19 protein-coding genes are annotated in these 20,458 nt (G+C 57.3%); 14 read left to right on the plus strand and 5 right to left on the minus strand.

What is annotated here, in order from left to right; translation table 11 throughout:
* Positions 1–18 precede the first annotated feature (18 nt).
* The 11 genes from narH (at position 19) to galE (ending at position 10,515) form a co-directional block, all read left to right on the plus strand.
* Positions 19–1,551, plus strand: a complete 1,533-nt coding sequence (gene narH, locus KIK84_RS12405) for a nitrate reductase subunit beta (RefSeq protein WP_214123418.1) — start codon at positions 19–21, stop codon at positions 1,549–1,551.
* Positions 1,552–1,567: 16 nt separating this feature from the next.
* Positions 1,568–2,242 carry a nitrate reductase molybdenum cofactor assembly chaperone gene (gene narJ, locus KIK84_RS12410; protein WP_214123419.1) on the plus strand — a complete coding sequence of 225 codons (675 nt, stop codon included), beginning with the start codon at positions 1,568–1,570 and terminating at the stop codon, positions 2,240–2,242.
* The gene (narI, locus tag KIK84_RS12415; RefSeq protein ID WP_214123420.1) at positions 2,239–2,970 is read left to right on the plus strand and encodes a respiratory nitrate reductase subunit gamma; all 732 of its coding nucleotides are present in this window, start codon (positions 2,239–2,241) and stop codon (positions 2,968–2,970) included. The genes narJ and narI overlap by 4 nt, the downstream gene beginning before the upstream one ends.
* 11 nt (positions 2,971–2,981) lie before the next feature.
* Complete coding sequence (locus KIK84_RS12420; RefSeq protein ID WP_214123421.1) at positions 2,982–3,749, plus strand: peptidylprolyl isomerase; 768 nt, start codon at positions 2,982–2,984, stop codon at positions 3,747–3,749.
* Positions 3,746–4,447, plus strand: a complete 702-nt coding sequence (locus tag KIK84_RS12425) for a carbonic anhydrase (RefSeq protein ID WP_214123422.1) — start codon at positions 3,746–3,748, stop codon at positions 4,445–4,447. The genes KIK84_RS12420 and KIK84_RS12425 overlap by 4 nt, the downstream gene beginning before the upstream one ends.
* An 11-nt stretch (positions 4,448–4,458) precedes the next feature.
* Positions 4,459–6,897, plus strand: coding sequence for an adenosylcobalamin-dependent ribonucleoside-diphosphate reductase (locus KIK84_RS12430; protein WP_214123423.1), 2,439 nt, complete (start codon positions 4,459–4,461; stop codon positions 6,895–6,897).
* Positions 6,894–7,469: a hemerythrin domain-containing protein gene (locus KIK84_RS12435; RefSeq protein ID WP_214123424.1), complete on the plus strand. Its 576-nt coding sequence runs from the start codon at positions 6,894–6,896 to the stop codon at positions 7,467–7,469. Before KIK84_RS12430 ends, KIK84_RS12435 begins: the two co-directional genes overlap by 4 nt.
* 4 nt (positions 7,470–7,473) lie before the next feature.
* Positions 7,474–8,529, plus strand: coding sequence for a GTP 3',8-cyclase MoaA (moaA, locus tag KIK84_RS12440; RefSeq protein ID WP_214123425.1), 1,056 nt, complete (start codon positions 7,474–7,476; stop codon positions 8,527–8,529).
* Positions 8,530–8,638: 109 nt separating this feature from the next.
* Positions 8,639–8,890, plus strand: coding sequence for a molybdopterin converting factor subunit 1 (gene moaD, locus KIK84_RS12445; protein WP_214123590.1), 252 nt, complete (start codon positions 8,639–8,641; stop codon positions 8,888–8,890).
* A gap of 4 nt (positions 8,891–8,894) precedes the next feature.
* On the plus strand, positions 8,895–9,404 hold the full coding sequence (locus KIK84_RS12450) for a molybdenum cofactor biosynthesis protein MoaE (RefSeq protein WP_214123426.1): 510 nt from the start codon (positions 8,895–8,897) through the stop codon (positions 9,402–9,404).
* 52 nt (positions 9,405–9,456) lie between these two features.
* Positions 9,457–10,515 carry a UDP-glucose 4-epimerase GalE gene (gene galE, locus KIK84_RS12455; RefSeq protein ID WP_250207949.1) on the plus strand — a complete coding sequence of 353 codons (1,059 nt, stop codon included), beginning with the start codon at positions 9,457–9,459 and terminating at the stop codon, positions 10,513–10,515.
* Here the strand turns inward: galE and dapA are convergent.
* On the minus strand, positions 10,505–11,398 hold the full coding sequence (gene dapA, locus KIK84_RS12460) for a 4-hydroxy-tetrahydrodipicolinate synthase (RefSeq protein ID WP_214123427.1): 894 nt from the start codon (positions 11,396–11,398) through the stop codon (positions 10,505–10,507). The two genes, galE and dapA, sit on opposite strands and share 11 nt — an antisense overlap.
* A gap of 316 nt (positions 11,399–11,714) precedes the next feature.
* Between dapA and clpB the strand changes: the two genes are divergently transcribed.
* Positions 11,715–14,309, plus strand: coding sequence for an ATP-dependent chaperone ClpB (gene clpB, locus KIK84_RS12465; protein ID WP_214123428.1), 2,595 nt, complete (start codon positions 11,715–11,717; stop codon positions 14,307–14,309).
* A 12-nt stretch (positions 14,310–14,321) separates the two neighbouring features.
* Here clpB and KIK84_RS12470 read toward each other — a convergent pair whose 3' ends face one another.
* Positions 14,322–14,555, minus strand: a complete 234-nt coding sequence (locus tag KIK84_RS12470; RefSeq protein ID WP_214123429.1) for a hypothetical protein — start codon at positions 14,553–14,555, stop codon at positions 14,322–14,324.
* 134 nt (positions 14,556–14,689) lie between these two features.
* Between KIK84_RS12470 and KIK84_RS12475 the strand changes: the two genes are divergently transcribed.
* Together KIK84_RS12475 and KIK84_RS16620 are read left to right on the plus strand one after the other, a co-directional pair.
* A complete protein-coding gene (locus tag KIK84_RS12475) occupies positions 14,690–15,529 on the plus strand; it encodes an IclR family transcriptional regulator (protein WP_214123430.1) in 840 nt (279 codons plus the stop codon).
* Entirely contained in the window at positions 15,522–16,517 is a 996-nt protein-coding gene (locus KIK84_RS16620) for a PaaI family thioesterase (RefSeq protein ID WP_250207950.1), read from the plus strand. The genes KIK84_RS12475 and KIK84_RS16620 overlap by 8 nt, the downstream gene beginning before the upstream one ends.
* Before the next feature lie 313 nt (positions 16,518–16,830).
* Here the strand turns inward: KIK84_RS16620 and KIK84_RS12485 are convergent, their stop codons facing one another.
* Genes KIK84_RS12485 through KIK84_RS12495 form a run of 3 tightly spaced genes read right to left on the minus strand, consistent with a single transcriptional unit; the run spans position 16,831 to position 20,456 of the window.
* Positions 16,831–18,435 (minus strand): ABC transporter substrate-binding protein, encoded by a 1,605-nt coding sequence (locus KIK84_RS12485; protein ID WP_214123431.1) that lies wholly within the window; start codon positions 18,433–18,435, stop codon positions 16,831–16,833.
* A 30-nt stretch (positions 18,436–18,465) separates the two neighbouring features.
* Positions 18,466–19,455 carry a dipeptide ABC transporter ATP-binding protein gene (locus KIK84_RS12490; protein ID WP_214123432.1) on the minus strand — a complete coding sequence of 330 codons (990 nt, stop codon included), beginning with the start codon at positions 19,453–19,455 and terminating at the stop codon, positions 18,466–18,468.
* 11 nt (positions 19,456–19,466) lie between these two features.
* On the minus strand, positions 19,467–20,456 hold the full coding sequence (locus KIK84_RS12495) for an ABC transporter ATP-binding protein (protein WP_214123433.1): 990 nt from the start codon (positions 20,454–20,456) through the stop codon (positions 19,467–19,469).
* Positions 20,457–20,458 lie beyond the last annotated feature (2 nt).

The raw sequence follows: 20,458 nt of genomic DNA on the forward strand, positions 1-20,458 counted from the left end.
ACTACAAGGAGAAACACAATGAAAGTACGCGCACAAATTGGCATGGTGCTCAACTTGGACAAGTGCATTGGCTGCCACACCTGCTCGGTCACTTGCAAGAACGTTTGGACCAGCCGCCCGGGTGTGGAATACGCATGGTTCAACAACGTGGAGACCAAGCCCGGCATCGGTTATCCCAAAGACTGGGAAAACCAAGACCGCTGGCAGGGCGGATGGATTCGCAATGCCGATGGCTCTATCGAGCCGCGCCAGGGGGGTAAATGGAAGTTGCTCATGCGCATCTTTGCCAACCCCAACATGCCGCAGATTGACGACTACTACGAGCCCTTTACCTTTGACTATGACCATCTGCAGTCAGCCAAGGAAAGCAAAGCAGCCCCGACTGCGCGACCACGCTCGCTGATTACCGGCAAGCGCATGGAGAAGATCGAGTGGGGCCCCAACTGGGAGGAAATTCTGGGCGGGGAATTCAGCAAGCGCAGCCAAGACGCCAACTTGGCCAATTTCGAACAAGTGCAAAAAGACATGGTGGGCCAGTTTGAGAACACCTTCATGATGTACTTGCCTCGTCTGTGCGAGCACTGCCTAAACCCTGCTTGCGTGGCCAGTTGCCCCAGTGGCTCCATCTACAAGCGCGAGGATGACGGCATTGTGTTGATCGACCAAGACAAATGCCGCGGTTGGCGCATGTGTGTGAGTGGCTGCCCTTACAAGAAGATTTACTACAACTGGCAGACTGGCAAGGCCGAGAAGTGCATCTTCTGCTACCCCCGCATCGAAGCGGGTCAACCCACCGTGTGCTCAGAAACCTGTGTGGGCCGCATCCGTTATTTGGGCGTGGTGCTGTACGACGCTGACCGCATTGAGCAGGCTGCCAGTGTGGAAAACGACAAAGACCTGTACCAAGCACAGCTCGATGTCTTCCTCAACCCCCACGACCCCGCTGTGATTGAGCAAGCCCGCAAGGACGGCATCCCCGAGGCATGGTTGGAAGGCGCACGCAACAGCCCCGTCTACAAGATGGCCATGGAGTGGAAAGTTGCCCTGCCGCTACACCCCGAATACCGCACCTTGCCCATGGTCTGGTACGTGCCGCCGCTGTCGCCCATTACCTCGGCTGCCAATGCTGGCCATGTGGGCAGCAACGGTGAGTTGCCCGATGTGGCGCAAATGCGCATCCCAGTGCAGTACTTGGCCAATTTGCTTACCGCCGGTGATGTGGAGCCAGTCGTGCGAGCCCTGGAGCGCATGCTGGCCATGCGCGCTTACCAGCGCAGCAAACATGTTGATCAGGTGGAAAACCTGGCTGTGTTGCAGCAAACCGGCCTGTCGGTAGCCGAGGTGGAGGAGATGTACCACGTGATGGCGATTGCCAATTACGAAGACCGTTTTGTGATTCCCAGTAGCCACCGCGAGTACGCCGAAAACGCCTTTGATTTGCGCGGTGGTTGTGGCTTCTCCATGGGCAATGGCTGCTCAGATGGCAGCAGTGACACCAGCCTCTTTGGGGGCAAGAAGCGCCGCACTATTCCTATCCAGTCTGCGGTTTGATGCAAAGGAGCCTATTATGAAAAATAACCGATACACCTTGCGCGCTTTGGCCTTGCTGCTGGGCTATCCCCACGCGTCTTTGCGCGCGCAGCTGCCTGTATTGCTACAAGCTGTGGACGATGAAGGCGCGCTGCCCAGTAGCCGCTGTGCTGAGCTGCGCCAACTGGCGACCGAACTGCTGCGCCATGATCCCTTGGAAGTGGAGGCGCAGTACGTCGAGACCTTTGACCGGGGGCGTGCTACTTCCTTGCATTTGTTTGAGCATGTCCATGGCGATTCGCGTGATCGCGGCCCCGCTATGGTCGATTTGCTGAAAACCTACGAGCAAGCCGGTTTGCACTTGTGCCTCGATGAGTTGCCCGATCACCTGTGCGTGGTGTTGGAGTTTGCCTCTACACAACCCGTGGCAGTGGCCCAAGAGTTCTTGGGCGAGGTGGCCCATATCGTGGCGGCCATTTTCAGCGCTTTGCTGCAGCGTGGTAGCCCTTATGCCGCCGCATTGGCTGCCGTGTTGGAACTGGCTGGGCAGCGCGTGCAAGCCGTTCCCATCACTGCTGATGAGCCCTTGGATGAGAGTTGGGCTGAGCCCGAGGCCTTTGCGGGATGCTCCGCCCGCGGGCAAGCCCGTCCGGGCGAGACGCAACCTATTCACATTGTGCGCAAGCGCACAGACGCAGGAGTAGCCGCATGACCTACCTTGATAACTTCTTGTTTGGCATCTATCCCTACATTTGCCTGATTATTTTTTTGTTGGGCAGCTTGCTGCGTTTTGACCGTGACCAGTACACCTGGAAAAGCGATTCGTCGCAGTTGCTGCGCTCGGGGCAACTGCGTTGGGGCAGCAATCTGTTCCACTTGGGCGTATTGTTTTTGTTCTTTGGCCATACTGTTGGCATGTTGACTCCGCACTTTGTGTACGAGTCCTTCATCAGCGCTGGAGCCAAGCAGTTGGTGGCCATGGTGTCCGGTGGCCTGTTTGGGTTGTTGGGTTGGCTGGGTGTGAGCATCTTGCTGCACCGTCGTTTGAGTGATGTGCGCATCCGCTGCAATTCCAAAGCCAGTGACATCGTGCTGCTGGTGTTGTTGTGGATCCAACTGGCTTTGGGTTTGGCCACTATCCCTCTGTCTGCCCAGCACTTGGATGGCAGCATGATGGTGAAGCTGGCCGAATGGGCGCAGCGCATTGTCACCTTCCGCGCCGATGCACCAGCTCTGTTGGCACAGGCCAGTTGGGTGTTCAAGGCGCACATGTTCTTGGGCATGTCCATTTTCTTGGTCTTTCCATTCACCCGTTTGGTGCATGTGTGGAGCGGTTTTGGCACCTTGGCCTATGTGGTGCGGCCTTACCAGTTGGTGCGCAGTCGCCGCATTGGCATGACGCCACGCCAGCCCATGAGCCACAGCCAATCCCACCGCTAAAGGAGTACCACATGATGGCGTCTATCAATGGAGTGGCCTTGCATGCTGCAGGCGAGCAACTCGATGACTACACCCTGCGCGAGCGGGCCTACAGCGAACTGTTACGCCAGCAAGCGGTACAGGTCGGCTTGCTGGCACCCTGCGCAGGTACGCAAGCGCCCATGCTGAGCGATGCCGATAGGCTGGTGCTGGAGACCATGGTGGATGCAGCCGTGCACAGCCCATTGCCCAGTGAGGATGAGTGTCAACGCTACTATCAAGCCCACTTGGCACAGTATGTGGTGGGGCAGTCCGTGCATGTACGCCACATTTTGTTTGCCGTCACACCGGGTGTGAATGTGCATGCACTGACTGTGCGCGCTGAGCAAGCCTTGCTGGAGTTGCTGGGAAAAAACGTACCGGCAGACCATTTCGCAACGTTGGCGGCGCAGTTGTCCAACTGCCCAAGCAGTGCCCAAGGCGGCGATCTGGGGTGGTTGCAAGCGCAAGACTGCGCGCCCGAATTGGCCAACGAGCTGTTTCACCAGACGCAGGCAGGTTGGGGATTGGGGGTGCATCCCCGTCTGATCCACACCCGCTTTGGTTTTCACATCATTGAGGTGTTGGGACAGCGCAAGGGCAAGCAGGCCGCGTACAGCGAAGTGCGTGAGCGTGTGGCCATGCAGTTGACCTTGCAGTCACGGGCCAAGGCCTTGCACCAGTACATGCGTTTGTTGGTGGGGCAGGCTGAAGTGCAGGGCATCACCTTGGATGCGGCCGATTCTTTGCTGGTGCAATGACCCTAGACCCCCATGCCCCCGATGAGCTGCTGCAACGTTTGCGGCGCTTTCACTCCAGCTATTTTCCCTTGCACCAGCAGCGTTTTCAGGAGCTGGTGGCACAAGGCCAGCACCCTAAGACTTTGTTCATTGGTTGCTCGGACTCGCGTTTGGTGCCTTATCTGCTCACTGGAGCGGGGCCGGGGGAGTTGTTCATCGTGCGCAATGTGGGGGCTTTGGTGCCACCGTATGACGGAACCCATGGTTTGCACGGCACCATGGCCGCGATCGAGTACGCCGTACTGGCTTTGCATGTGGAGCACATCATCGTGTGCGGGCATAGCCACTGCGGGGCTATTCGGGCAGCTTACGAGGGGGTGCCCGATGAGGCGCGAGCGCTGCGGGCGTGGCTGAAGCTGGCGCAAGAGGCTTTGCTGCCCGTGCAATGCTGTCCCGAGGCTTTGCTGCGCACCGAACAGCGCTCTGTCGTGCTGCAGCTTGAGCGCTTGATGGACTACCCCATGGTGCGCCGTGAAGTGGAGGCGGGGCGACTGACCTTGCACGGTTGGCACTACGTCATAGAGGATGGTGAGATTCACGTTTTCGATGCCCAGCAAGCCGACTTTGTGCCGGCTTCCATTGCTCCGCACAGCGGCACGGGGCCTTACCAGCCCTATGTGGAATACGACGGACAAGTGATCACCTTGTCAGATTCTTAGGAACACAATTTATGAATGCTTGTGTGGATGTTGGGCTAGCGCCCCAAACAATCAGCCACGATGTACTGGCTGAGAAATACCTCAAAGCTGGTGAAACGTGCGCTGACGATGTGTTTCGCCGCGTGGCGCGCGCACTGGCCAGCGCGGAAAAACCGGACCAACAGAGCCACTACGAAACCTTGTTTTTGGCCAACTTGCGCGCAGGGGCGATAGGGGCAGGGCGCATCATGAGTGCGGCTGGCACTGGCATACAAGCCACGCTGATCAATTGCTTTGTGCAGCCAGTGGGGGATTGCATCCAAGGGCATGACGACGATGGCTACCCCGGTATTTACGAAGCCTTGCGCGAAGCCGCTGAAACCATGCGCCGTGGCGGTGGCGTGGGTTATGACTTTTCCCGCATTCGTCCACGGGGGGCGCAGGTCAAGGGCACGGCGTCATTGGCATCGGGGCCGTGCAGCTACATCAATGTGTTTGACCAGTCTTGCTCCACCGTGGAGAGCGCAGGTTCTCGGCGCGGTGCACAAATGGGGGTGTTGCGCATAGACCATCCGGATGTGTTGGAGTTTATTACCGCTAAACGCACCCCAGGGCGCTGGAATAATTTCAACGTATCGGTGGGGGTGACGGATGCCTTCATGCACGCCTTGCAAGCCGACCAAACGTGGCATTTGGTGCACCCTGCTTCTCCGGGGGCTGCATTGCAAGAGCAAGGAGCTTACCAGCGTAGCGATGGATTGTGGGTGTATGCCAGTGTGGCCGCGCGCAGCCTGTGGGATACCGTGATGCGCTCGGCCTATGACTTTGCAGAACCCGGTATTTTGTTTTTAGACCGCATCAACCAAGACAACAATCTGGCTTACTGCGAAACCATAGAGGCGACCAATCCCTGTGGTGAGCAACCCTTGCCGCCTTACGGTTGCTGTGATTTGGGGCCCATCATCTTGCCGCGTTTTGTGCGCCATCCCTTTGGAATGAAGGGCGAAGCACAGTTTGACATGGAGGCCTTTGCCCAATGCGTCGCGCTGCAGGTGCGTGTGCTGGACAATGTGCTGGATGTGACGGTCTGGCCTTTGCCTGCGCAACAAGCCGAGGCAGCCGCCAAACGGCGCATTGGAGTGGGCTTTACGGGCTTGGGCGATACCCTGTGCATGCTGGGCTTGCCCTATGACCAGCCCCAAGGCCGCGCCATGGCCGTACGCATTGCCACCTGCATGCGTGACAGTGCCTATGCCGCATCAGTGGCTTTAGCCAAAGAAAAAGGGGCATTTCCGCGCTTTGAGGTAGAGGGCTATTTGGCACCCGGAACCTTTGCCAGCCGCTTGCCTGCGGCATTGCAAAAGGCCATCCGCACACACGGCATTCGCAACAGCCATTTGCTCTCGATTGCACCCACTGGCACAGTCAGCTTGGCGTTTGCGGACAATGCTTCCAACGGTATTGAGCCGGCCTTTTCGTGGACGTATACACGCAAAAAGCGTGAGGCTGATGGCCGCACCAGTGAATACACGGTGGAGGATCATGCTTGGCGCGTATACCGTACGCTGGGCGGAGATGTCACACAGCTTCCGCCTGGCTTTGTCAGTGCCTTGCAAATGGGGGCTGCCGAGCACATTGCCATGATGCAAGCGGTGCAGCCTTTAGTGGACACGGCAATTTCCAAAACCGTCAATGTGCCAGCAGACTATCCCTATGACGATTTCAAAAATCTGTACCGACAGGCTTGGCATGCCAAGCTGAAAGGTCTGGCAACCTACCGTCCTAATTCCATTTTGGGCGCTGTGTTGCAAACGACTCCTGTATCGACAGCAAGTGCTACCTCTGCCACCGTGGACACGGTGTGCACTGCGGCTATAGACCCGATGCGGGCGGTGATTGAGCGGCGGCCACAAGGGGCGCTGCAGGCAGTGGCCGAGAAAGTGGAGTACTGGACGCAAGAGGGCCACAAAACCTTGTACCTAGTGGTGTCCTTTTTGCCAGTCGCTACAGCAGACGGCGTTGGCGTACAAGAGCGTGCTATCGAGTTTTTTATGCCTTTGGGGCAAAGTGGTGAATCGCAGCAGTGGATTACCTCCAGCATGCGCCTGCTGTCGTTGGCTGCCCGTGGGGGTTTTTTAGAGCGCGCACTGGGCGATATGCGCAAGGTGGTTTGGGATAGAGGGCCAGTACGGTTGGGGCATCACACCAAGCAAGATGGCAGCAAAGTGCCGCTATGGCATGACTCGGAGGTGGCTGCCATCGCCTATGCGTTGCAGCAAATCATTGCGCAGCGCAATGCTGGGAATGCGACTGAGCCAGTTGAGGATGAATTGGCATTTTCCGAGGAAACCTCAGACCAAGCCCCTGTCATGGTGGGTAAAAAGTGCACCGAATGTGGTGCGCATGCGGTCATTCGCAAAGATGGGTGTGACTATTGCACCCAATGCGGTTTCACAGGGAGCTGTGGATGAGTTCTGTTATTCAATTGCACGCTGTCTGTGCCCCGTCTAGTGGTTGGGAACAACCGTTTGCCATGCTCAAGGCGTGCCATGAGCGTGTTCAGCGCATGCTGGTATTGCTGCAAAGGTTGCAGGTTCATGTGGGCCAGCATGGTGTGGATGGGGAGGCCATCGAGGCTGCGCAGGATGTGATGCGCTATTTCGACAAAGCCGCCCCCTTGCACCACTTGGATGAGGAGGAGCAAATATTCCCCTTGGCCTTGGTGCACGGAACAGCAGAGGTGCAGCATGCCGTGCAGCGCTTACAGCACGAACATGCAAAGCTGGATGCCATGTGGCAAACCGTCCGCAGTGATTTAAAGCGTTTATTGCAGGCTGATGTGCAAGACCGCGAATTTGTCCGTGCATGGCCCAGTGATCCGGCAGTGGCAGCATTCGTGCTGACCTATACCGAGCATGTGCGGATGGAGGAGGTGCTGGTTTACCCCTGTGTGGAGGCCTTGCTCACGCACACCCAAGAACGAGAGATTGGCAGCGTGATGGCTGCCCGTCGCATGGATCCAGTTGCCAAGGTAGAGCGTTGACGCCATGCATGCGCTTATGGATGTCCAAGGCAGACCTTTGCACGATTTGCGCATCAGTCTGACAGATCAGTGCAACTTCCGTTGCTTGTATTGCATGCCCAAGGCCCAGTTTGGCAAAGGCCACGCTTTTTTGTCTCAATCTGAGTTGCTCAGTGGCGGGGAAATAGAGGCTTTGGTACAGGCCGCTATTCCGCTGGGGGTGCGCAAGGTGCGCCTTACAGGTGGAGAGCCTTTGCTGCGTAAACAGGTGGAGCAGATCATCGAGCGTTTAGCCCGTTTGCAGACGGTCGGTGGGGCACCGCTGGAGATCGCCATGACGACCAACGGGGTTTTGCTAGCACGCAAAGCTGCAGCGCTTAAAGCCGCAGGATTGAGTCGGGTGACGGTGAGTCTAGATGCCTTAGATGACAGCGTGTTTCAACGCATGAACGATGTGGGCGTTCCGGTAGATACAGTGTTGCGAGGAATCGATGCCGCTTTGCATGCTGGATTTGAGTGCGTGAAGGTCAATGTGGTGATACGGCGCGGCTGGAATGACCAACAAATCCTGCCGTTGGCCCACTACTGTCTGGATAAACCCATCGTGCTGCGTTTCATTGAGTTCATGGATGTGGGTAGCAGCAATGGGTGGTCTATGGAGCATGTGTTGCCCAGCGATGAGATCGTGCGCATGCTGCAGCCACACTTTTCTCTACAACGCTTATCGGCCCATCACCAAGGCGAAACGGCAGAGCGTTGGCAGTACAGCAATGCACCGGATGTCTCTGGTGAGTTGGGTTTGATCAGCAGTGTGACGCAGCCTTTTTGTGGTGATTGCAGCCGTGCTCGGATCACCGCAGATGGACAGCTCTTCACTTGCTTGTTTGGTCGGCACAGTACCGATATGCGTGCCTTACTGCGTTCGGGACAAGGGGCGAATCAGCAAGCCCTGGGTGATGCCATCAGGCATATTTGGCAGCGGAGGCAGGATCATTATTCCGAGCAGCGTGGAAAACTAGCGTCCATCCCCCAAGTGATCCATTTTCATCGGCGTGCCGAGATGAGTTATATCGGCGGTTAAATGCGGAGATACTTGGCGCCTTGGCTAGGCTCTGCTCTGTTTTTTGGTGTGCACTATGGCCCTTACTGATTTGTCTGTGACCGATTTATCCCGCAACACGCCTACTGTGGTGTCGCTGCAGTTGCGCTATTTCGCCTCTGTGCGCGAAGCCATGGGCTGCAGCCAAGAAAACTGGTCTACACAGGCCCGTACCTTGGGCGAACTGCGCGATGAGCTGATGCAACGCAGCCCCCAAGCGGCCCAAGCTTTGGATAGACAACGCCCCATCCGGATGGCGCTTAACCACGTCATGGCCGATGAAAGCCAGCCTTTGGTCGCTGGTGCAGAAGTGGCCATTTTTCCGCCAGTCACGGGTGGTTGAGAGTATGAGCACCGCGCTTTCTCCCTTGGTCTATGTGCATATCCAAACGCAGCCTATCGACGTGGCTGCCGAGCAGCAGGCCTTGTATGGCATTGACGGGCGTGTGGGCGCAGTTTGCACGTTTTTAGGCACGGTGCGCGACCGTTACAACGCCCAAGATGCAGCGGGGTCAGTGCAGGGCTTGGAGCTGGAACACTACCCCGGCATGACCGAGGCCGCGATTGAATCCATGGCGCAGCAGGCGATAGCGCGTTTTGGCGTATTGGCTGTGCGTGTGGTGCACCGGGTAGGGCCCATGCAGCCTGCCGATGTGGTGGTGCTAGTCGCGGTGAGTGCAGTGCACCGTGGTGCGGCATTCCAAGCCTGCGAGTTCGTGATGGACTATCTCAAGACGCAGGCACCGTTCTGGAAAAAAGAAAGCACGCCAGAGGACACCCGCTGGGTGGATGCCCGTGCCAGCGACGATGCCGCTTTGCAGCGCTGGGGCATAGCCAGCCATAACAGCAGCGAGTGACTCAGTGGCAGTCACCGCAGTACGCAATAACGACACATTTCAGGGAAACACCATGCAAACCAACACAATGCCTGCAGCAGCCAGTGTGCTCGTAACGGGTGGCGCAGGTTATATCGGTAGCCACACCTGCGTGGAGCTGCTGCAAGCGGGCTACCGCGTTACGGTGTTGGACAACTACTGCAACAGTTCACCCGAAGCCTTGGCGCGGGTAGAGCGCATCACGGGTAAAACCGTGCAGCGCGTGCAGGCCGACATACGCGATGGCGCAGCCCTGCGCGATGCACTGCGCAGCAGCCAAGCCCAAGCCGTTATTCACTTTGCCGGCCTCAAGGCGGTGGGTGAGTCGGTGGCCGAGCCACTGCACTACTACGACAACAATGTGCTGGGCACGGTGCGTTTGCTCCAAGCCATGCAGGACTGCGGCGTAGAGCAAATTGTGTTCAGCTCATCGGCCACGGTGTACGGTGACCCGGTGCGTTTGCCCTATACCGAAGACCACCCATTTGCCCCGACCAACCCGTATGGGCAGACCAAACTGGATGTTGAAAACATGCTGCGCGCGCAAAGCCGCGCCAAGCCCCACTGGCGCATTGCTTTGTTGCGTTACTTCAATCCAGTGGGCGCCCACCCCAGCGGCTTGATTGGCGAGGATCCCCAAGGCGTGCCCAACAACCTGATGCCTTTTGTCGCGCAGGTGGCGGTGGGGCGGCGCCAATCCCTCAACGTATGGGGGAGCGACTACGACACCCCCGATGGCACGGGCGTGCGCGACTACATCCACGTGGTGGATTTGGCCCAAGGCCATTTGCGTGCCTTGGACATGCTGCAGCGCGGTACAGGTGGCCAGTGCACGGCCATCAACCTAGGCACTGGCCAAGGGTGCAGCGTGCTCGATGTGGTGCAGGCTTTTGAGCAAGCCTCGGGCCGCAAGGTGCCCTACCAAATCCAGCCGCGTCGCCCTGGGGATTTGCCTGCCTACTGGGCCGATCCCAGCACCGCGCAGCGCCTGCTGGGCTGGCAAGCCCAGCGCAGCCTGCACGACATGTGTGCAGACACATGGCGCTGGCAGAGCATGAATCCGCAGGGCTACGCCTCCCCCGTTACGGCATGAGTTGGCTGTGATTGAGCCATTGGCGCACCTTTTCTGCAGTGGCGGGACTGCAGGTTTGCATCGGTGGGCGTAGTACATCCTGCACCAGACCTTGCTGGTGCAATGCAGCTTTGAGGACGCTGGGGTTGGGCTCAGAAAATGCCAGATCCAACCACGGCAATAGTTGGCTCCAGAGCTGGCGACTGCGTGGCCCATCGTCGTGTCGCAGACTGTGTACCAATTGGGCAAAACGCTCGGGGTGGATATGTCCTGCCGCACTGACTACGCCTGCGGCTCCCAAGGCCATGGCGGGCAGTATTTGGTGGTCTTCACCGGTAAGCAGGGCCAACTGTCCGTCTTGTACCAGTGCCTGTGTTTTGCGTGCATCGCCTCCACAGTCTTTGATCGCTACTATCCGTGGATGCTGTGCTAGCTGACGTATCGTCTCCAATTGCAACGTGCTGCCTGTTCGGTAGGGGATGTCGTACAGCCATACTGGGGCCGGACTGGTGTCGGCCAAGGTTTGGAACCATGCTATCAACCCCTTTTGCGAAGGGCGTATGTAGCTCGGGGCCGATACCAAAACACCTTGCACTTGCAGTTTGGCTGCCTCCCATTGGCGCAAGCGTGCTTGCAAGTTCTTGAGGTGGTAGCCACTCAGACCCACGACCAAGGGCATTGGGGGCACGCTGTCATGCACAGTCTGGACAATGCGCAGGCATTCATCCTCATCCAAAGACGGGCCTTCCCCGGTGGAGCCGCATAGAACGAGACCTTGCACCCCTTGGGCTTGGTAATGCTGTGCCAGTTTTTGCAGGCTGGTGTAGTCAACCGAGTGGTCGGGTAAAAAAGGAGTAACCAGCGCGAGCCAAAAGCCTGTCGGAGTGAGATGGGAGGCAGACATGACAAAAGTCCTTTCGGTAAAGCCAAAACGCGACCGAATCAAACCGTTGTCAAAGAGGGGGAAACCAAGCCGGGAGGTACATCTGCCGCAGTTCCGTTGCCCATCTGACAACGGAACCAAGCTCCGGTCAGATGAGCGTTGGTTTGGAGGATTTATAACCCGCATGCGCACTGGAGCCACCCAGAGGGAGGTTGCCATGGCAGAACTTGATGCAGATCATGCGTTGCATGCTAGCACATGCTTGCAGTGCTAGTTCCTCTTGAAATACCGTACGGTGTACCCAGCTAGGGGCTAGTACTTGTTTGAGGGACACACCATGCGTATAGACAAACTGACCACCAAATTTCAAGAGGCTTTGGGCGAGGCGCAGTCACTTGCTTTGGGGAAAGACAACTCGCACATCGAGCCAGCCCATGTGCTGCTGGCCATGCTGCGCCAGCAAGACGGCCCCAAGGCTTTGCTGGCCCGTGCAGGAGCTGATGTGACGGGGCTTGCACAGGCTGTGGAGCAAGCGGTTGAGCGTCTGCCGCATGTGCAAGAGCAAGGCACCATGCAGCCCAGCAGCGAGTTGATCAAGCTGCTGCAAGCTACGGAGAAAGAGGCTATTAAACGCGGCGATGAATTCATTGCCAGTGAGTTGTTCTTGCTGGCGGTTACCGATCACAAGGGGGATGTGGGTCGCATAGCCAAAGAGCATGGCCTGACGCGCAAGAGCCTTGAGAGTGCCATTGAGGCGGTGCGTGGCGGTCAAAAGGTTGACAGCGCCGAGGCTGAAGGGCAGCGCGAGGCCTTGAAGAAATACACCCTCGATTTGACCGAGCGTGCCCGTGCGGGCAAGCTGGACCCGGTGATCGGCCGTGACGATGAAATCCGTCGCGCCATCCAGGTGCTGCAACGTCGCAGCAAGAACAACCCTGTGCTGATTGGCGAACCCGGTGTGGGCAAAACTGCGATTGTGGAAGGGCTGGCCCAGCGCATCGTCAACGGCGAGGTGCCCGAGAGCCTGCGCGACAAGCGCGTGCTGGTGCTCGATATGGCGGGCTTGCTTGCCGGGGCGAAATACCGGGGCGATTTTGAAGAACGCCTCAAAGCGGTGCTCAAAGAGGTGTCGCAGGACGAGGGCCGCATCATCCTCTTCATCGATGAGATCCACACCATGGTGGGCGCGGGCAAGGCCGAGGGTGCGATCGACGCTGGCAATATGCTCAAGCCCGCTCTGGCGCGCGGTGAGCTGCACTGTATTGGCGCGACCACGCTGGACGAATACCGCAAGTACATCGAGAAGGATGCCGCACTGGAGCGCCGCTTCCAGAAGGTGCTCGTGGGCGAGCCCACGGTGGAGCAGACCATTGCCATCCTGCGCGGTCTGCAAGAGAAATACGAAGTACACCATGGCGTGGACATCACCGATCCAGCCATCGTGGCTGCGGCCGAGCTGAGCCACCGCTACATCACCGACCGCTTCCTGCCCGACAAGGCCATTGACCTCATTGACGAAGCTGCGGCCAAGATCAAGATCGAAATCGACTCCAAGCCCGAGGTCATGGACAAGCTGGATCGCCGCTTGATCCAACTGCAGATCGAGCGTGAGGCCATGAAGAAAGAGACCGACGAGGCCTCGCAAAAGCGTCTGGAGCTGATTCAGGAAGAAATCGCGCAGCTGCAAAAAGAAGCGGCTGATCTGGAAGAAATCTGGAAGTCAGAGAAGGCTCAGGCCCAGGGCAGCCAGCAGGTGCGCGAAGACATCGAAAAGCTCAAGCTGCAGATCGATGAATTCACCCGCAAAGGTGATTTCAACAAAGTGGCCGAGCTCCAATACGGCAAGTTGCCAGAGTTGGACAAGCGCCTCAAGGAAGCCCAGGCCAAAGAGGCCAAGGGCGAAGGGGCTGTCGGCAACAAGCTGTTGCGCACCCAAGTGGGTGCGGAAGAAATCGCCGAGGTGGTGAGCCGTGCCACGGGCATCCCGGTGGCCAAGATGATGCAGGGCGAGAAAGACAAGCTCTTGCAGATGGAGGGCAAGCTGCACGAGCGCGTGGTGGGGCAGGATGAAGCCATCAGCGCGGTGGCCAATGCCATCCGCCGTTCACGCTCGGGCCTCTCCGACCCGAACCGCCCGACGGGCTCTTTCCTTTTCCTCGGCCCCACGGGCGTGGGCAAGACCGAGCTGTGCAAGGCCTTGGCGGGTTTCCTGTTTGACAGCGTGGACCATCTGGTGCGCATCGACATGAGCGAGTTCATGGAAAAGCACTCTGTGGCGCGTCTGATCGGTGCGCCTCCGGGGTATGTGGGCTACGAAGAGGGCGGTTATCTCACCGAGGCCGTGCGCCGCAAGCCCTACAGCGTGCTGCTGCTCGACGAGGTGGAGAAGGCCCACCCCGATGTGTTCAACATCCTGCTGCAAGTGCTGGACGATGGCCGCCTCACTGACGGCCAAGGCCGCACCGTCGACTTCAAGAACACGGTGATTGTGATGACGAGCAACATCGGCTCGCACCTCATCCAGAGCATGGTGGGCCAGGACTACGAGGACATCAAAGACGCCGTCTGGGGTGAGCTGAAGAACCACTTCCGCCCCGAGTTCTTGAATCGCATCGACGAAACTGTCGTCTTCCATGGTTTGGATGCACAGCACATCGCGAGCATCGCCAAGATCCAGCTACAGCAACTGCAAGTGCGTTTGCAGCGTATGGATATCGCGTTGCAGGTGTCTGACAAAGCCTTGGCCGAGTTGGCCAAGGTGGGCTTCGATCCGGTGTTTGGGGCGCGACCGCTCAAGCGCGCGATCCAGCAGCGCATTGAAAATCCACTCTCAAAACTCCTGCTAGAGGGGCAATTTGCCCCCAAGGATGTGATCGCTGTGGACGTAGATCCCATTAAAAGCCCCGGCCAATTTGAGTTTGGCAAGGCTTGAAGCCGCTAAGCCTTAGGCAGTGCCTAGGGCTTCCTCTACAGCGGCTTTGGCTTCGGCCAAGTCCATGAAAAACCGGGTGGCCTGCGGGCTTGCCTTGGGCAAATGCGCAGGTGGTTGCCAGAGCCGATCACCATGCCAGCTGGCAGTCCAGCCGCCAATGTCTTTGCCTTTGAGGGTGCAAACAGGCTCATCATCAATGAGCGCTACCCATGTAGGGGCGGTTTGTTTCCATGTGACAGTGGCCATGCGAACCTTTGTAGTGGTATGTTGAGGGCATTCTAGAAAATCCTTTCACTCTAGCCAATAGCGTAAGGTTGCAAGGATTTTTAACGTTCTAATGTGCTTGTTATTTTTATCCTTAAAGCGACACTTTAACAATTATGAGCGCTACCCCACCACGTCCCCGTGGACGTCCACCAAAAAATGCGATTGCACTTGATGCCACGGATAAATACCGAGCCCCAGCGTTGGATAAGGGGCTGGACATTTTGGAATTGCTGGCCAGTCAACCCCATGGCTTGACCCGTGCGGAAATCGTCAAGGAAATGGATCGCAGTGCCAGCGAGATTTACCGCATGCTTGAGCGTTTGGTTGCACGCCAGTATGTGCGTCGTACCGCATCGGGTGATCGGTATGCGCTCAGCCTCAAACTATTTGCTTTGGCCAATATGCATCCACCCTTGAGCAGATTGATCAACCAAGCGCTGCCAGTGATGGATGAGTTTGCCCGCAAGTCGGAGCAATCGTGTCATATGGGGGTGTACGACCGTGGCAACGTGCTGATTGCCGCGCAGATACACAGTCCACGGGGATGGAGTTTTTCGGTGCAACGGGGGACCCGGGTGGGCTTGCTCGATACAGCATCTGGGCATTTGTTGCTGGCTTATTCCGATGCGGCGTCTTTTGACCGCATGTTGGCCGAGCACACGCCGGTCGATGGTGAGGTGCCCATCAGCAACGACAAACTGCAGCAAACCATGGAGTTGGTGCGCCAACAAGGTTTCTTGGAGCGCCCCAGTGCCCAGTCTTACGGGGTGGTGGATATTTCCTACCCCATACTGGGGCCCAATAACATCGCTCTGGCGGCGCTGACGTGCCCGTACATTCGCCGTATTGACCAGCATATCGGTCCTGACCAAGCCCAAGTACGGCAGTATTTGAAAGAGGCTGCAATCAGTTTGTCTTTGCTGCAGGATCAAATTTCGTATCTGTATGAATGAAACTTCCTCTCTATCCCCTGCGCATGCATGGGCACTGTGGGGCCGTGTGCCTGACAGAGTTCAGCCATGGGTGGCCCAAGTTTTGGATGGTGCCCAAGCCTCGCTGGTCTTGCTGGGCTCAGATGCCGATAGCCTAGAGCAAGCTGCGCAGGAGTGGCAAGGTCAACTCAGCGCGGTGCGTTGGCACGTGCTGCATGCAGCACATGCACACCAAGATGGGCAGGCCATAGCCCATCGCGTTGGGGCATTACAAGGCTTGGTGGTGTGTATGGCTGAGCACGAGAGCAGCGAAGAGTACGAAGAGCGGCTCGCAGCGCAATTGCAGCTTTTGGTGCAAGCCTGTTTGCCTGCTTTGCAATCTGCAAAGCAGGCCATGCCTGTTGTACTACTAGCAGGGACTGCTGTGTGGTGGCAGCTCAAGGACTGGTTGCAGCAACAGGCCGATGTCTGGCGTGCCCAAGGCCTGCGATTGGGTGCTGTATGCGTCAGTCCTATGACCACCGACGCAGCATGGCAGCAAGCTTGGGCTGGTGCCGTGCAAAACGGTGGAGCGTACGATGCCAGCGGCATGTCGCCTTTGTCGCAATGCCTAGGCATGGAGCTGCATACGCTAGAGCAGGGCAGTGCCACGGTGCGGCTCAGCGCCCGCGAAGCGGTTCGCAACAGCTTTGGGGTAGCCCATGGTGGGGCATTGATGAGTGTGATGGATGTGGCCATGGCCTTGGCTGCGCGCAGCTTCGATATGCGCCAAGGTGTTGTCACTATCGAAATGAAAAGCAGTTTTATGCGTGCCGCTGACCTAGCGCATGGGCATTTGCAGGCTATTGGCAAGGTTTTGCACCGCACCCCCACCTTGGCGTTTTGTGAGGTATCGGTATGGGATGGCAAAGGACAGTGCTGCGCCCATGGAACCGGTACTTTCAAAATTCTGACCCGTTTGGCCAGTGGGCATCGCACGGTACATGGGCTGATGAACGCAGCGGATTAACGCCACGGATAAAAAACGTGGGAAAATGCGCGTTTTCACCAACCAACAGGAATAAGCCAAATGGGCAACAAAATTGTTACTGAAGCTGATCGCAAAGCGACCCCACGTCCTACACCTCTGCCTGGTCAAAGCATCCCTACACCCGGTCGTGGTCAGCGCGTGAGCTTGGAGCGTGGTTCCCACACTCGCAGCAAGAAGCAACCTGGCAAGCGCCATCGCTAAGCCCTGCGCTGCTGCACACAGTGCGCTTGCAACCAAGCGCATAAAAAAAAGCCGCTTAGTACAAGCGGCTTTTTTGCGTCTAAAAATCAGTTTATTTTTTGATGTCCACACCGTAGAAGGTGTGTTTGGCAAAGGGACTGAGCTTGTAGCCCACCACTTCTTTGCGCACGGGCCCCACTTGCACGGCGTGGGCGATGGTAAACCAAGGCGCTTGCTCTTTGAACACCACTTGGGCCTTTTCATACAGCTTGGTGCGCTCTGCCGTGTTGGTCACTGTCTTGGCTTTCAGAACCAAATCATCAAAGGGCTTGTAGCAGAACTTGGCGACGTTAGAGCCATTGGTCTTGGCGGACTCGCAGCCCAACAAGGTATTGAGGAAGTTGTCTGGGTCACCGTTGTCACCGTTCCAACCCAGCATGCCCATTTGGTGCTCGCCTGCTTGCATGCGTTTGCGGTACTCACCCCACTCAAAGCTCTTGATTTCCGCTGTAACGCCCACTTTGGCCAAGTCTGCTTGCATCAGCTCGGCAATGCGGCGTGCGTTGGGGTTGTAGGGGCGTTGCACGGGCATGGCCCACAGGTCGGTGGTAAAGCCATTGGGGAAGCCCGCTGCAGCCAAGAGTTTCTTGGCTTGCTCTGGGTTGTATGCGTCGTCCTTCACAGCCTTGTTGTAAGACCACATGGTGGGAGGAATGGGGTTGGTAGCGGGGATGCCGCTGCCCAGGTAAACCGCATCCACAATGGCCTTTTTGTTGATAGCCATGTTCAGGGCTTTGCGCACGCGCACGTCATCAAACGGCTTTTTGGTGGTGTTGTAGGCCAAGTAGCCCACGTTCAGGCCCGGCTGCTCCAGCACGGTGATGTTCTTGTCGGCACGCATGGCTTCCAAGTCGGCGGGGTTGGGGTAGGGCATGACATGGCATTCACCCTTTTGCAGCTTGGCCCAGCGCACCGAGGCGTCCGGCGTGATGGCAAACACCAGATCATCTATCTTGGCTTTGCCAGCCCAGTATTTGTCGAAGGCTTTGTAGCGGATGATGGCGTCTTTTTGGTATTGCACCAGTTGGAATGGGCCAGTGCCAATGGGTTCTTGGTCAATTTTTTCTGGTGTGCCTGCTTTGAGCAAGGCGTCTGCATACTCTTTAGATTGCACGCCTGCAAATTGCATCGCCAAGTTGGCCAAGAAGGGTGCTTCAGGCTTGTTCAGGGTGATTTTGACGGTGTAGTCATCTACCTTTTCGACCGACTTGAGCAGGCTGTTCATGCCCATGTCGTTGAAATAGGAGTGGTTGGGGCTGGTGACTTTGAAGTAGGGGTCGCTTTCTTTCCACTGGCGCTCGAACATGAACAGCACATCGTCAGCATTGAAGTCGCGGGTGGGGGTGAAGGTTTTGCTGGTGTGCCACTTCACGCCTTTGCGCAGTTTGAAGGTGTATTCCAAACCGTCTTTGGAGACGGTCCAGCTTTCGGCTAGTGCTGGAACGACTTTGGTACCACCGTGCTCGAAGTTCACCAAGTTGTCGTAAATCTGTTCGGTCACGTCAAAAGAGGTGCCCGTGGTGTTCAGGCTGGGCGCAAAGTTTTCTGGGCTTCCTTCAGAGCAGTACACCAAGGTTTTTGCGGCAGCAGGCGCGGCGGCCAGTGCGAATGGAATAGCCAGGGCACCGATTACGGCCCAACGTTGACGGGATGACATTGCTTCACTCTCCTTCAAAAAGCTGTTCAATCACAGCGAAACGGTTGATGTATTGACCTCGTGGCAGGCTACCAAGCGTCCTTGCACCGTTGTGAGGACGGGGCGTTCTTGGCGGCAACGCTCGTTGGCCAAGGGGCAGCGGGTTGAGAACACGCACCCTTGGGGCGGCTTGAGCGGCGAGGGCAGCTCACCTTGTAGCACGATGCGTTTGCTGCTGCCATGCAGTCCAGGCGTGGATGCCATAAGGGCTTGCGTATAAGGGTGCAGGGGGCGCTCGAAAATCGCTTGCTTGCTGCCGTGTTCAACCACTTGGCCCAAGTACATCACCATCACATCATGGGCAATGTGGCGCACCACACCCAAGTCGTGCGAAATGAATAAGTAGGCCAGTTGTAATTCTTCTTGCAGGTCGCTGAGCAAGTTCAACACTTGGGCCTGTATTGATACATCCAGCGCCGATACAGGCTCATCAGCCACTACCAAAGCAGGGTTGAGCATGAGCGCACGTGCGATGGCAATGCGTTGCCGTTGACCGCCAGAGAACATGTGGGGATAGCGGTCATAGTGCTCTGGTCGCAGTCCCACTTTGGCCAGAATGTCACGCACTTTTTGCTCGCGTTCTTGGGCGGTGAGTGGGGTATTGATGCGCAAGGGCGCTTGCAAAATGCTGCCAATACGCTGCCGAGGATTGAGTGAGCCATAGGGGTTTTGGAACACCAGTTGCACCTGTTGGCGCTGTTGGGTTCGTATCTGCGCGGAGGCATTGACCGTGCTCACGCCTTGCAACAAAAGTTGTCCACTGGTGGGCTTTTCTAGCAGAGACACCATACGGGCCAGTGTCGATTTGCCGCAACCCGATTCACCAACTACCGCCAAGGTTTTGCCTGCGTGCACTGCAAACGATATGCCGCGCACCGCTTGGAGTTGGTCTGGCTTGCGCCACAAGCCTTTGCGGATGGTGTAGGTCTGGCGCAAATCCTCGGCCTGTACCACAGGGGGAAGAGTAGAGGTGTTATGCATGGGGTTAAGCATTAAGCAGGCTGAGCCGCAGAAGGGGAGGGAGCTTGGAGCGCAAAGTGACAACGCACACGGCCATCGCTCCACTCCATCAGTTCGGGGCGTTGTGCGCAAGCGCCTTCACGCACGTGCTGGCAGCGTGGCGCAAACAAGCAACCTGCGGGGCGGTCATGCAGACCAGGCACCATGCCCGGTATGGTTTGTAGTCGGCTGTGGTGCGTGCTGTGCTCTGGCATGGCAGCCAGCAATGCTTCGGTGTATGGGTGGGCTGGCGCTGCAAATATGGCTTGCGTGCTGCGTTCTTCCATCACTTGTCCAGCGTACATCACAGCCACTCGGTCGGCCATTTCACTCACCACGCCCATGTTGTGGCTGATCAATACGAGTGCCATGTCGCGTTCTTTTTGCAGGGTTTTGAGTAAATCCAAAATTTGGGCTTGGATCGTCACATCCAAAGCCGTGGTGGGCTCGTCGGCAATGAGCAGCTTGGGATTACAGGAAATGGCCATGGCAATCATGACGCGCTGGCTCATGCCCCCCGAGAGTTGGTGCGGATAGGCTTTGAGGCGGCTTTCGGCTGCAGGAATACCCACTTGCTCCAGCAGTTCAATGCTGCGCGTGCGCGCTTGCTTGGCACTCATGTTCAGGTGCAGCTGCAGGCTTTCTGCCAATTGGTAGCCGACGGTAAAGCAAGGGTTCAGACAAGTGGTGGGATCTTGGAAGATCATGGCCATGTCTTTGCCGGTGATTCGGCGACGCGCACGGGGGCTGCAGGTGAGCAGGTCATGTCCATTGAAAGACATGGTGCGTGCTTGTACGGTGCCGGGAAATGCAACCAAGCCCATCAGTGCCATCATGGTCACGCTTTTGCCAGAGCCGGATTCGCCGACGATGCCCAGAATTTCGCCTGCCTCCAAGTGCAGACTGATGTCTTGTACCGCATGCATCACACCTGCGGGTGATGGAAATTGCACAGACAGGTTGTGAATATCGAGCAATGCCATGG

This window comes from Curvibacter sp. CHRR-16, assembly GCF_018474005.1.
Lineage (GTDB): Bacteria > Pseudomonadota > Gammaproteobacteria > Burkholderiales > Burkholderiaceae_C > Allorhodoferax.

Bases quoted from the DNA above. Each gene is read 5' to 3' on its own strand.
- KIK84_RS12485 (WP_214123431.1), bottom strand. From the start codon at position 18,435: ATGTCATCCCGTCAACGTTGGGCCGTAATCGGTGCCCTGGCTATTCCA.
- narJ (WP_214123419.1), top strand. From the start codon at position 1,568: ATGAAAAATAACCGATACACCTTGCGCGCTTTGGCCTTGCTGCTGGGC.
- KIK84_RS12420 (WP_214123421.1), top strand. From the start codon at position 2,982: ATGATGGCGTCTATCAATGGAGTGGCCTTGCATGCTGCAGGCGAGCAA.
- KIK84_RS12430 (WP_214123423.1), top strand. From the start codon at position 4,459: ATGAATGCTTGTGTGGATGTTGGGCTAGCGCCCCAAACAATCAGCCAC.
- KIK84_RS12490 (WP_214123432.1), bottom strand. From the start codon at position 19,455: ATGCATAACACCTCTACTCTTCCCCCTGTGGTACAGGCCGAGGATTTG.
- KIK84_RS12475 (WP_214123430.1), top strand. From the start codon at position 14,690: ATGAGCGCTACCCCACCACGTCCCCGTGGACGTCCACCAAAAAATGCG.
- KIK84_RS12495 (WP_214123433.1), bottom strand. From the start codon at position 20,456: ATGGCATTGCTCGATATTCACAACCTGTCTGTGCAATTTCCATCACCC.
- KIK84_RS16620 (WP_250207950.1), top strand. From the start codon at position 15,522: ATGAATGAAACTTCCTCTCTATCCCCTGCGCATGCATGGGCACTGTGG.
- clpB (WP_214123428.1), top strand. From the start codon at position 11,715: ATGCGTATAGACAAACTGACCACCAAATTTCAAGAGGCTTTGGGCGAG.
- narI (WP_214123420.1), top strand. From the start codon at position 2,239: ATGACCTACCTTGATAACTTCTTGTTTGGCATCTATCCCTACATTTGC.
- KIK84_RS12435 (WP_214123424.1), top strand. From the start codon at position 6,894: ATGAGTTCTGTTATTCAATTGCACGCTGTCTGTGCCCCGTCTAGTGGT.
- galE (WP_250207949.1), top strand. From the start codon at position 9,457: ATGCAAACCAACACAATGCCTGCAGCAGCCAGTGTGCTCGTAACGGGT.
- moaA (WP_214123425.1), top strand. From the start codon at position 7,474: ATGCATGCGCTTATGGATGTCCAAGGCAGACCTTTGCACGATTTGCGC.
- narH (WP_214123418.1), top strand. From the start codon at position 19: ATGAAAGTACGCGCACAAATTGGCATGGTGCTCAACTTGGACAAGTGC.
- dapA (WP_214123427.1), bottom strand. From the start codon at position 11,398: ATGTCTGCCTCCCATCTCACTCCGACAGGCTTTTGGCTCGCGCTGGTT.
- KIK84_RS12470 (WP_214123429.1), bottom strand. From the start codon at position 14,555: ATGGCCACTGTCACATGGAAACAAACCGCCCCTACATGGGTAGCGCTC.
- KIK84_RS12450 (WP_214123426.1), top strand. From the start codon at position 8,895: ATGAGCACCGCGCTTTCTCCCTTGGTCTATGTGCATATCCAAACGCAG.
- KIK84_RS12425 (WP_214123422.1), top strand. From the start codon at position 3,746: ATGACCCTAGACCCCCATGCCCCCGATGAGCTGCTGCAACGTTTGCGG.